The organism is Sulfuritalea sp. (assembly GCF_017302275.1).
Classification (GTDB): Bacteria; Pseudomonadota; Gammaproteobacteria; order Burkholderiales; family Rhodocyclaceae; genus Sulfuritalea.
Genome location: NZ_JAFLDR010000037.1, coordinates 32555 through 44212, shown reverse-complemented (window position 1 = coordinate 44212; position 11658 = coordinate 32555). Strand labels below are relative to the sequence as shown.

Genomic DNA, 11658 nt, shown 5'->3' with positions numbered 1-11658 from the left:
GGAGGTTCGTCCAGAATTCGCTCAATTGATCAAAACTTGATCAACTATCCCTCCCGGGCATCACGATCCACCTATTCGGCATAGCTCGGCACCCAAGTCATGGGGGCTGGTGAAATATCCGGGCTAGCGGATCCGCTCGTAGCTGACGAAGGCGTAGCCCGGCCCGGCAGGGTCGGCGTGCGCCTCGCGCGCCGATTCGCGCCAGTCGTTCGGGTCGCGCAGGGGAAACCAGGTGTCGCCGGCGTAGTCGGCGTCGATCTCGGTGAGTTCCAGCCGGTCGGCGTGCGGCAGCGCGGCCGCATAGAGTTCGGCGCCGCCGATGACGAAGGCCTCGCCGCTGGCGACCAGCGCCACCGCGGCCGGCAGCGAATTGGCGACCAGGGCGCCCTCGGCGCGATACGCGGCGTTGCGCGTGACGACGATGTTGCGCCGGCCCGGCAGCGGGCGAAATTTTTCGGGCAGCGATTCCCAGGTCTTGCGGCCCATGATCACGCTGTTGCCGGTGGTCAGCGCCTTGAAATGTTTCAGGTCGGCCGGCAGGTGCCACGGCAGGCGATTGGCCATGCCGATCACGCCGTTCCTGGCGACGGCGGCGATCAGTGCGAGGCGCGGCCCGGGCATGATGTCTGGCTACAGGGCGCGATACAGGTCGACATAGTGGCGCGCGGCGCTGGCCCAGCTCGAATCGCGTGCCATGCCGCGCTTTTGCAGGCGGCGCCAGAGCGCCGGATCGCGCCAGGCCGTGGCGGCGCGCTGCACGGCGTCGAGCAGTGCGGCGGCCGTGGCCGGGCCGAAGACAAAGCCGTTGCCGTGCTTTTCGTCGGCGGCATCGACCACGGTGTCGGCCAGTCCGCCAGTGGCGCGCACCACGGGCGGCGTGCCGTAGCGCAGGCTGTACATCTGGTTGAGGCCGCAGGGTTCGAAGCGCGAGGGCATGAGGAAGATGTCGGCGCCGGCCTCGATGCGATGGGCGAATCCTTCGTCGAAGCCGATGCGCACCGCGCATTGCCCCGGGTGGCGGTGGGCCATGCTGGCGAAGGCACGCTCCATGGCGTGGTCGCCGCTGCCGAGGATGACCAGTTGCGCCGGCAGTTCGAGGACGCGTGGCGCGATCTGCAGCAGCAGGTCGAGCCCCTTCTGTTCCGTGAGGCGGCTGACGACGGCGAGCAGCGGCAGGTCGTCGCGCAGGTCTAGCCCGACCTCTACCTGGAGCCCGGCCTTGTTGGCGGCCTTCGCCTCCAGCCGGCGCGGGCCATAGTGGTTGGGCAGGTGGGGGTCCGTCGCTGGGTTCCAGGCTTGCGTGTCGATGCCGTTGAGGATGCCCGAGAGCCGGGCCGCGCGATGGCGCAGCAGGCCGGCCATGCCCATGCCTTCGGCATCGGTCTGGATCTCGCGGGCGTAGCTCGGGCTGACCGTGCTTATGGCGTCCGCCTGTTGCAGGCCGGCCTTGAGGAAGGACAGGTAGCCGTGGTATTCGACGCCGTCCAGGTGCCATGACGCGTCGGGCAGGCCCAGCTCGAACAGAGAGGCGTGGTCGAACAGGCCCTGGAAGGCCAGGTTGTGCACCGTGAGCAGCGACTTCGCCAGCCGCCCCGGCAGGTAGCGCAGGTAGGCCGGCGCCAGGCCGGTCTGCCAGTCGTTGCAGTGGATGACGTCGGGCTGCCAGTCGAGCGTGCTGGCGTCGGAGCCGATCCAGGCGGCGACCCGCGACAGGAGGCCGAAGCGCAAATGGTTGTCGAGCCAGTCCCGTCCCTCGGGGCCGAGGTAGGGGTTGCCGGTTCGGTCGAAATAATGCGGGTAGTCGAGCAGCAAGAGCGGCGTGCCGTCGGGCGTCACCGCCTGCTTCAGGCCGGGCGTCGGCAGCAGGCCGCCGAGCCAGTGCGGGCGCGCGACTTCGACCGCGTCGGGAAACGCCTGCGCCAGGGCCGGGTAGGCGGGCACCAGGACACGCACGTCGACGTCCTGCGCGCGCAGCGCCGCCGGCAGCGAACCGGCGACATCGCCGAGGCCGCCGGTCTTGACCCAGGGCGCAAGTTCGGAGGTGGCGAAAAGAACCTTCATTGGCATTCCCCCCAACCCCCTTGCCACGCAAGGGGGTGGCGGCTGGTCGCCGTCCTGCGGCTTCGTGGTGTTGGCTTGCCCTGCCTTGGGGTCCCCCAAGGGGACTTCCTGCGGGGCGCGGCCCAGTGTCGGCAGGGCTTCACTTGCTCTTGCAGGCGGCGATCAGTCCCGCGGTCGAGCTGTCCAGGCCGGTTGCGGGCGCCTTGCCTTCGATGATCGGCAGCAGGCGGCTGGCGAGTTGCTTGCCGTATTCGACGCCCCACTGGTCGAAGGGATTGATGTTCCAGATGATGCTTTCGACGAACACCTTGTGTTCGTAAAGCGCGAGCAGCGCGCCCAGCGTGTGCGGGTCGAGGCGCGGCAGCAGCAGCGTGGTCGAGGGCTGGTTGCCGGGAAAGCTGCGGTAGGGCGCCTGCGCGGCGGCTTTGGCGGCCGTCATGCCGCCGGCGACGAGTTCGGCGGTGGTTTCGGCCAGCGTCTTGCCGCGCATCAGCGCCTCGCCCTGCGCGAAGCAGTTGGCGAGCAGCTTTTCGTGGTGTCCGGGGAGGGCAAAGTCGGCCTGCTTGCAGACGATGAACTCGCAGGGCACCAGGCGCCCGCCCTGGTGGATCAACTGGTAGAAGGCGTGCTGGCCGTTGGTGCCGGGCTCGCCCCAGAGGATGGGCGCCACGGAATGGTCGAGGGCCTGGCCCTGGCGGCTAACCGGCTTGCCGTTGGATTCCATTTCGAGTTGCTGCAGATAACGCGGCAGCAGTCCGAGGGACTGGCTGTAGGGGAGCAGGGCGCGGGTGTCGGCGCCGAGGAAGTTGCTGTTCCAGATTTCCAGCAGGGCCAGCGTACCCGGCAGGTTCTCGGCGGGCGGCGCGGTGAAGAAATGTTCGTCCATCGCGTGCGCACCGGCCAGCAGGCGACTGAAATTCTCGAAGCCGACCGCCAGCGCCAGCGGCAGGCCGATGACCGACCACAGCGAGTAGCGTCCCCCGACCCAGTCCCAGAAGGCAAGGGCATTGTCCGGGTCGATGCCGAAACGCGCCACTTCGGCGAGGTTGGTGGACACGGCGACGAAGTGCCGCGCCACGGCCGCTTCGCCCAGCGTCGCCACCAGCCAGGCGCGGGCCGAGGCGGCGTTCTGCATGGTTTCCTGGGTGGTGAAGGTCTTGCTGGCGATGACGAACAGGGTGGTGCGCGGCTGCAGCGCGGCGAGGGTGGTCGCCAGGTCGGCGCCATCGAGGTTGGCCACGTAATGCACGCGCAGGCCGGGCTGGTGGAAGGCGGCCAGCGCCTGGGTGGCCATGCGCGGGCCGAGGTCCGAGCCGCCGATGCCGATGTTCACGATGTCGCTGATTGGTTCGCCGGTGCTGCCGCGCCAGTGGCGGCCGTGGATCGCGGCACAGAAGGCGCGCATCTTGTCCAGTTCGGCATGCACGGCCGGCATCACGTCCTGGCCGCGATGCAGCAGCGGGCCTTTCCCGGCCGGATGGCGCAGGGCGATGTGCAGCGCGGCGCGACCCTCGGTATGGTTGATGTCCTCGCCGGCGCGCATGCGCGCGACCCAGGCCGGTACCTCCGCGGCGCGCCAGAGCGCGTGCAGCAGGTCCATGCCGCCGGCGTCTATGCGCTGTTTGGAGAAATCGAGCCGCCAGTCGTCCCAGACGATGGAAAGGCGCGCGAAGCGCTGCGGATCGGCGGCGAACATGTCGCGCAACGGCGTCGCGCGTCCTGACTCGGCAGCCCGAGCCAGGGCTTGCCAGGCGGCGTTTACGGCGGGTGTCATCGGCTGCGCTCCTACAACCAGAGCATCATGCCCATCTCGAAGGGATGGGTCAGCAGGGCGTGGGTGGGATATACGCGCACGCGGTATTCCATCTTGCCGCACTGGTCGGGCGTCAGTTCGCGGGCGAACAGATGTTCGCCATTGCCCAAAGGGCGCTCATGCTTCAGCACGTAGCGGCGGGCCCGCTCGGTGGTCGGTTCGCCGGGGCGGGTGAATACCATTTCCACCGTCAGGTCGTCCGGCGTGAGGCCATCGAGCTGGACTGCCACCTCGAAGCACATGGTTTCCCCATAGCGGATGCGCGGCACCGGCTGGTCGAGCCGGCGCAAGGCGATGCGCGGCCAGGCGGCGCGGATCCTCGTCTTCCATTCGGCGACGTGGCGCGCCCCCGAATAGCCGTCGCCGGCGTAGCGGCGCCACTGCTCCGCCGCCGGCGAATAGAACCTCTCGACGTAGTCGGTCAGCATGCGCTGCATGTTGAAGCGCGGCATGATGGAAGCGATCGACGACTTGGCCATCGCCACCCATTCCGGCGAATAGCCGAGCGAGGTGTTGCGGTAGTACATCGGGATTACGCTGTCCTGCAGCAGCTCGTAGAGCGTGCGCGCTTCGTCGGCATCGCGCTCGGACGGGTCGAGGCCCTCGGCCGCCGGCTTGATGGCCCAGCCGTTCTTGCCATCGTAGCCCTCGCCCCACCAGCCGTCGAGCACCGACAGGTTGATCGCGCCGTTGATCGCCGCCTTCATGCCCGAAGTGCCGGAAGCTTCCAGCGGATAGATCGGATTGTTGAGCCAGACATCGACGCCGGCGACCATGCGCCGCGCCAGGTGCAGGTCATAGCCCTCCACCAGCAGGATGCGGCCCTCGAACTCGCGCTTGTGCGAGAGTTCGGCGATCTGGCGGATCAGCTCGCGCCCCGGCTCGTCGGCCGGGTGTGCCTTGCCGGCAAAGATGAACAGCACCGGGCGCTCGGCATCGGAAATGATCTCGCGCAGCCAGTCGAGGTTGTTGAACAGCAGCGTGGCGCGTTTGTAGGTGGCAAAGCGGCGGGCGAAGCCGATGGTCAGCACCGTGGGATTGGACGGGTCGGCGCCGCGCAGCACGCGGTCTAGGTGGGCCTCCGAGCCCTGGTTGCGCAGATACTGCTGGCGCACCCGGCTGCGCACCAGGTGCAACAGTTGCGCCTTGAGCGACTGGCGGATGCTCCAGAATATCTGGTCCGGGATGCGATGCACGCCGTTCCAGCAGGCCTGGTCGGTCAGGCGGTGCTGCCAGCCGAGGCCGAGGTGGCGATCGAAGGTCTCGTACCAGTCGGTGGCGAGGAAGGTCGGCACGTGCACCGCGTTGGTGACGTAGTCCATCGGGTTTTCCGGGGCGGTGACCTGCGGCCACATGTCGGCGCAGATGCGTGCCGAGACCTCGCCATGGATGCGCGATACACCGTTGTGGAAGCGCGAGCCGCGCAGGGCCAGCGCCGTCATGTTGAACTCGCGGCCGCCATCGCCGACGCGCCCCATGCCGAGCAGTCCGTCGCGGTCGAGCCCCGCCGCCGCGCAGAACTCGCCGAAGTAGTGCATCACCATGTCGTCGGCGAAATGGTCGTGGCCGGCCGGCACCGGAGTATGCGTGGTGAATACCGTATTGGCGGAAGCGGCTTCCAGCGCCGCGGCAAAGCTCATGTCGAGCCGGATCAGGTTGCGGATGCGCTCCAGCACCAGGAAGGCGGCGTGGCCTTCGTTGATGTGCCAGACCGTCGGGCGCAGGCCGAGCGCGGCTAGCGCGCGCACGCCGCCGACGCCGAGGATGATCTCCTGCTCGATGCGCGTGCGGCGGTCGCCACCGTAAAGCTGGTGCAGGATGCCGCGGTCGGCATCGCTGTTCTCGTCGACCTGGGTGTCGAGCAGGTAGAGGCGGTTATTGCCGACGCGGGCGCGCCAGATCTTTGCCCAAACGGTGCGTCCGGGGAAATCCACGCCGACGCGCAGTTCCTTGCCGTCCTCGCCATGCACCAGTTCGATCGGCATGTCGTCGAAGTCGTTGTCGCCGTAATGCGCGGTCTGCCGGCCTTCGCGGTCGATCGACTGGCGGAAATAGCCCTGGCGGTAGAGCAGGCCGACGGCGACGAAGGGCAGGCGCAGGTCGGACGCACCCTTGCAGTGGTCGCCGGCAAGGATGCCGAGGCCGCCCGAATAGATCGGCAGGCTTTCATGGAAGCCGAATTCGGCGCAGAAGTAGGCGATCAGGTCGCTGGATTGCAGCGGCGGCTGTCCTGGCAGTTCGAGGCGCGGTTCGGCATGGTAGGAATCGTAGGCCGACAGCACGCGGTTCATGGTGCCGAGGAAGACCGGGTCCTCGGCGGCCTCGTCGATCCGCTTCTGGTCCATGCGCTTCATGAACGCCTTGGGGCTGTGGTGCACCGCGCGCCAGAGTCCGGCGGAGAGCCGCGCGAAGAGCGAGCGGGTGGGCCGGTCCCAGCTGTACCAGAGGTTGTTGGCGAGTTCGTCCAGGCGCGCCAGGCGTGGCGGAATTTCGGGATTGACTTCGAGCTGGTAGCGGGTGCCGGGCATGATGGGATACTGTCGAGGGGGAGCCGAAATTCTACGACGCCGCCGGGATCACGCGCAGCGTTATTCGCTGTTCGCCGGCGGCGGGCGACCAGGCCAGGGTGATGCAGGCCGCCTGCATGATCTTCTCGAAACCGGCTTCGGACTGCGAAACCGTGCGGTGGGGTCCGGCATCGATGCGCACCGGGCGGCTGGCCTCGATGCGCAGCGCGCCGCCGAGTTCGCTGTCGTCCAGCGTCAGCTCCGACGCGGAGGGCAGTCCGAGTGGCTCCCCGAAGCCGCCGGGAACGCTGCCGTCGGCGAGCACATAGCGGCCGCCGAAGCCGTCGCAGCTGGGCATGGCGAGGTTGATTTCGGTTTCCAGCGACGCCGGCGGGTTCCTGCCTTCGACGCGAAAGACGACGCTCAGCACATCCTTGTCCAGCGTGTAGCGTTTCTCGATGCGCCAGCCCTCGCCGACGGCGATCCAGCTTCCCGGCCTTGCATCGGCCTGGTAACCATCCACCGGGCAAAGCATGTCGTTGGCACAAACACGACTGTCGACGAAGAGGCCGCGCGGACGTTCGTCCGGGTCGGCGTCGCCCGGCAGGATGGTGTGCAGGAAGGCGATGCGGTCGTGGGCCGAGGTGATGCCTCCACCGCCGGCATTGCTGGTCTGGGTCAAGTCGGCAAGGTGGATCTTGGCGTGGTAGGCCTCCTCATAGGCACGCAGCGTGTCGCCGAAATTGTGCGCCACGGCCAGGCTTGAAAGTTCCACCAGCGAGGCATGGCCGTCGTCGCGCACATAGGCGTGGATCAGCGGGTTGCGCAGGGCGGTTTCGACATGGCCGTCATGGTCGAGGTCGCCCTGCTGCAGGCGCGGCCAGGGGGCCAGGCGTTCCAGCGCGGCCTCGAGCTTGAGCAGGTTGTTCCAGATGGCCCGGCGCAGGTGGGGCAGGTAAAGGCCGCCGAACAGGCCGTGCCAGTAGGCATCGTTGGCCTGGGCGCGGTGCAGGCATTCCTGCAGCTCGGGGCTGCGCTGCTCGGGCGGTAGCGCGGCGAGGCGTCGCGAGGCGCCGAGCATGCGCTTGTGCATCCAGTTGGCTTCACTGTAGCGCGACATGAAGTTGCGCCAGATGCCGCCGCGCAGGAAGGGCTTGTGCGCCTCGAAGCGGCCGGCCGCCTTTTCCGCCTCGACCAGGGCGTGGTACTCCGTGGCGCGCCGCGCCGGCAGCGTCCACTCGTTCATTTCGATGTAGGAGGTGGTCGGCAGGTAGACGATGCCGCGGGTGCGTTCCCGGGCGTGGTACTCGGCATAGGTCTCGGTGCGGATCAGCTTCGACGCCAGCACACCCTCGACGAACTGCGTCAGCCAGCCCTTCTCGTACACCCACTGGTAGGTCTCGGGCCAGATACCGAACTTCTCGATGTCGTCGAAGTAGATCGCCGCGCGGCGTCCCTGGCGGGCGAGGTCCTCGAGCCAGCCCACCGCCTCGTCGGCCGGCGAGAAGGGTAGGCGGTAGCGCGCGCCCTCCGAGATCGGGAACAGGTCGAGGCGGCGGCCGTCCTCGTCGGTGGAGAAGAAGCTGTCAAGGTGCTCCTGGCTTTCGCCGGCGCAAAGAAAATGGTAGTCGTCCACCGCCACGTAGCGGATGCCGGTGGCGACCAGCGAGGTGACCACCGAGGACTCCCAGACGCGTTCGGTGAGCCAGGCGCCGCTGGGCCGCATGCCGAACCGGCGTTCGATCTTGTCGGAGAGCGTGGCGATCTGCGTGACGCGGTCGCGATGCGGGATCGCCGCCAGCACCGGCTCGCAGTCGCCCGAGCCGAACCATTCGACCTGGCCGCGGCGGGTCATCGCGGCCAGGCGCGCCATGTCGTCGGGGAAGCGCTCGTAGAGTACATCGAGCAGCCAGCCGGAGAAATGCACGCTGAAACGGAACTCGGGGTAGCGTTCCATGACGCGAATGAACATGCCGTAGCTGCGGACATGGGCGTCGTCGATGACGGCGGGGAAGTTGCCGACCGGCTGATGGGCGTGGACGCCGAACAATAGGCTGATGGTCATGGTCGAATTCAGTTTTGGGAAACGGTGACGCGGCGCATCGAGCCGCCGGTGGCGGTCGCCGATCCGGCGCAAATGGGGGTGTCGAGCTGCGCAGGCGGCTCCAGCTGCAGCAACTGGTAGAGCCTTGCCAGGTTGCGCCGGTACAGGCTGTCGAAACTGGCGACAGCGGTCGACGGGTTGTAGTCGCCGAACCACCAGAACCAGTCGGAGCTTTCGCAGATGGCCAGCTGCGCGATGACCGCGGTGGCTTGCGCGCTGTCGAGGCGGCCGCTGGCCAGCACCCGGTCGCAGCTCTGCTTGGCTTCGCACAGCAGGTCCCAGCCCCGGTTCTTGGCCTCGTCGCCGATCCAGGTCGATAGCGTGCCATACACCCAGCTGCCCGCGGTCAGGCGCGGCAGTATCGTGGCGGCTGGCGGGCTGGGTCGTGCCAGCAGTTCGGCGTAGGTCGTGGTGCGGATACGGGGATGCTCGGCGAGCAGGCCGTAGAGGTCCTCGAAGAAGTAAAAGCCGTTGTAGGGATAGTGCTCCCAGGCATTTTCGCCGTCGAGGATGATGCTGACCACCGGGTTTTCTTCTCCTGTCGCGGCATCGAGGATGGCTTCCAGCTGCAGCAAAAGGTGCTTGGCGGCGTCGCGGCCGTGCCATTTGGCATAGTCGAAACCGATCAGGTCGGAAAGGCGCTCGTCGCGGAAAAACAGGGTCAGGCCGGGAGCCTGTTCCAGCTTCCAGGGATGATAGGTGGCGCGCGGGTCGCTGACCTTGCTGGTGGCAAGGCTGTTGTTCAGCACCCCTTCGCCGCTGGCGATCCAGCGGCAGTCGGCGGCGGCGAGGTGCTTGACGAAGTCCTCGGAAACGGCACCCTCGGCCGGCCACATGCCGACCGGCGGTGCGCCGAAGCGGCGGGCATGGCTGATGCGCGCGGCATCGATGTGGGCGATGACCCGGCTGCGCCCGCCGGGATAGGCCGCGCTGAAGGGCAGCGGCGCATCGGGCAGGCTCTCGCGTGCGGCCTTGAAGTCGAGCAGCAAGGGCGACAGCGGATGCGTGTTCGGCGTGGACGAGATCTCGACCTGGCCGCGTTCGGCGAGTGCCCGCCAGCGCGGAACCAGGCCGGTGATCAGTTCGCCGATGCTGTCCAGCAACGCGCGGCGATCCCCGGCGTCATAGCCTTCGCCCTGGCTCATCAGCTTGGCCAGCAGGGGGTTGCGGCGACGTTCGGTCTCGCCGGTCCACGCCAGGTGGTACCAGGTCACGAGGTCGGAGAAGTAGGCGCCGGACAGGTAGCAGTAGGTTGCTTCGCTGTCGTTGGCGAGCAGCAGGTAGATCTCGTGCAGGCGCTTGTATTGCGGGAAGGGCGCCAGCATGGTGGTGTGGTTGCTGCGGAAGCAGGTCGCCAACAGAAGCTTCCGGTCGGCCACGCCGAGGCATTCGAGGTCGGGTGTCGCCAGCATGCGCAGCAGGGGGTCGCGAAACTGCCTGCTGGCGAACTGCTGCGCGTAGTCCTCGATCTGGTCGAGCAGAACCGGGACGAAATTGACGACGCAATGGATCCGCGGATGGCGTTCCAGGTGCGCTGCCATGTCGACATAGTCCTTCATGGCGTGCAGATAGACCCAGGGCAGGACGAACTCTCCCGACGCCGTGTCGCCAGCGCCGACTTTTGCCGCGCCGTGATCGCGATAGTCCGGCTGGTGCATGTGCCAGAGAAAGACGAGATCGAGCTGTTTCATGACTGGAGCCGGGTCAGATGGCAGGGGCCGCGATACGCCACTTCGAGCGCAGCGAGCAATACTTGGCCCCCGCCCCGGGAAGGGGGCGCAGGCGGGGTTTCGCAAGGCACTGCCTTGCGCCGCCGCAGCCGGCCGGCTGTGCAAAGCCGGCCGTGGAGCGAGGGGTGGGGGGCCATGATGACCATGGTGACTTTCATTTTGAAAGTCACCTTATGTGGTGCGCCTGCTGGCCCAGCATTTCCGGCGTCACCAGCGTGACGCCGTTGTCGCTGACGTGGAAGCGCTTGCGATCGGCCTCGCGGTCGTAGCCGATCTGCAAGCCCTCGGGAACCCGGCAATGCTTGTCCATCACCACGCGGCGCAGTTTGGCGTGGCGACCGATATGGACGTCCGGCAGGATCACCGAGTCCTCGATCTCCGCGTGGCTGTGCACGTGGACCCGGGAGAACAGCAGCGAATGGCGCACCAGCGCGCCACTGATGATGTCGCCGCCGGAAACCAGCGAATCCACCGCCATGCCGCGCCGCCCGTCGTCGTCGAAAACGAACTTGGCCGGCGGCAGCTGTTCCTGGTGGGTCCAGATCGGCCAGTCGTCGTCGTAGAGGTTGAGTTCCGGCGTGACCTTGGTCAGCTCCATGTTGGCTTCCCAGTAGGCGTCGATGGTGCCGGCATCGCGCCAGTAGGGAATCCTGGTTTCGTCCATGCCGACGCAGGAATCGACGAAGTTGTGGGCGAAAACCCGGTAGCGGTCTACGCAATGCGGAATCAGGTCCTTGCCGAAGTCGTGCGACGACTTCGGCTCGTCGTGGTCGCGGATCAATTGTTCGAAGAGGAAGTCGGCATTGAAGACATACACGCCCATGCTGGCCAGGGCGCGGTCCGGGCGTCCAGGGATCGCCGGAGGATCCTTGGGCTTTTCGACGAAGGCCGCCACGCGCTGCTGTTCGTCGACGTGCATGACACCGAATTCGGTCGCCTCGAGCCGCGGGACATCGATGCAGGCAACGCTGAAATCAGCCTGGCGGTCGGCATGTTCGGCCAGCATGCGGGCGTAGTTCATCTTGTAGATGTGATCGCCCGAAAGCACCAGCACGTACCTTGGCCGGTTGCGCCGGATCAGGTCGAGATTCTGGAATACCGCATCGGCCGTTCCCCGATACCAGTCTTCGCTGATCTGCTGCTGCGCCGGCAGGATGTCGATGAATTCGTGGAAGCGACCGTCGAGGAAGCTCCAGCCGCGCTGCAGGTGCTGGATCAGGCTCTGTGCCTTGTACTGGGTGGCGACGCCGATGCGGCGGATGCCGGAATTGACGCAGTTCGACAGCGTGAAGTCGATGATGCGGAACTTGCCGCCGAATGGAACGGCAGGCTTGGAGCGCCAGTCCGTGAGTTGCATCAGGCGGCTGCCGCGGCCGCCGGCCAGCACGATGCCGAAGGTGTTGTGCGCGATCTCGGTGGCTGTCACGAACGCACTCCTCTGCC

The 11658-nt window shown here is 67.2% G+C and carries 7 protein-coding genes; all 7 read right to left on the bottom strand.

What is annotated here, in order from left to right; all coding sequences use genetic code 11:
- Positions 1–123: 123 nt before the first annotated feature.
- The 7 genes from J0M27_RS16965 to glgC all read right to left on the bottom strand — a co-directional run bounded on the left by J0M27_RS16965 (position 124) and on the right by glgC (position 11641).
- The gene (locus J0M27_RS16965) at positions 124–621 is read right to left on the bottom strand and encodes a dihydrofolate reductase (protein ID WP_294994391.1); all 498 of its coding nucleotides are present in this window, start codon (positions 619–621) and stop codon (positions 124–126) included.
- A 9-nt stretch (positions 622–630) separates the two neighbouring features.
- Positions 631–2061, bottom strand: coding sequence for a glycogen synthase GlgA (gene glgA / locus J0M27_RS16960; protein WP_294994388.1), 1431 nt, complete (start codon positions 2059–2061; stop codon positions 631–633).
- 139 nt (positions 2062–2200) lie between these two features.
- Positions 2201–3835, bottom strand: coding sequence for a glucose-6-phosphate isomerase (pgi, locus tag J0M27_RS16955; protein ID WP_294994386.1), 1635 nt, complete (start codon positions 3833–3835; stop codon positions 2201–2203).
- Between the two features lie 11 nt (positions 3836–3846).
- Positions 3847–6402, bottom strand: coding sequence for an alpha-glucan family phosphorylase (glgP, locus tag J0M27_RS16950; RefSeq protein WP_294994383.1), 2556 nt, complete (start codon positions 6400–6402; stop codon positions 3847–3849).
- Between the two features lie 31 nt (positions 6403–6433).
- Positions 6434–8446 (bottom strand): alpha-amylase/4-alpha-glucanotransferase domain-containing protein, encoded by a 2013-nt coding sequence (locus J0M27_RS16945; RefSeq protein WP_294994380.1) that lies wholly within the window; start codon positions 8444–8446, stop codon positions 6434–6436.
- Positions 8447–8454: 8 nt separating this feature from the next.
- A complete protein-coding gene (locus tag J0M27_RS16940) occupies positions 8455–10176 on the bottom strand; it encodes a glycoside hydrolase family 57 protein (RefSeq protein WP_294994377.1) in 1722 nt (573 codons plus the stop codon).
- 205 nt (positions 10177–10381) lie between these two features.
- Entirely contained in the window at positions 10382–11641 is a 1260-nt protein-coding gene (glgC, locus tag J0M27_RS16935) for a glucose-1-phosphate adenylyltransferase (RefSeq protein ID WP_294994374.1), read from the bottom strand.
- Positions 11642–11658 lie beyond the last annotated feature (17 nt).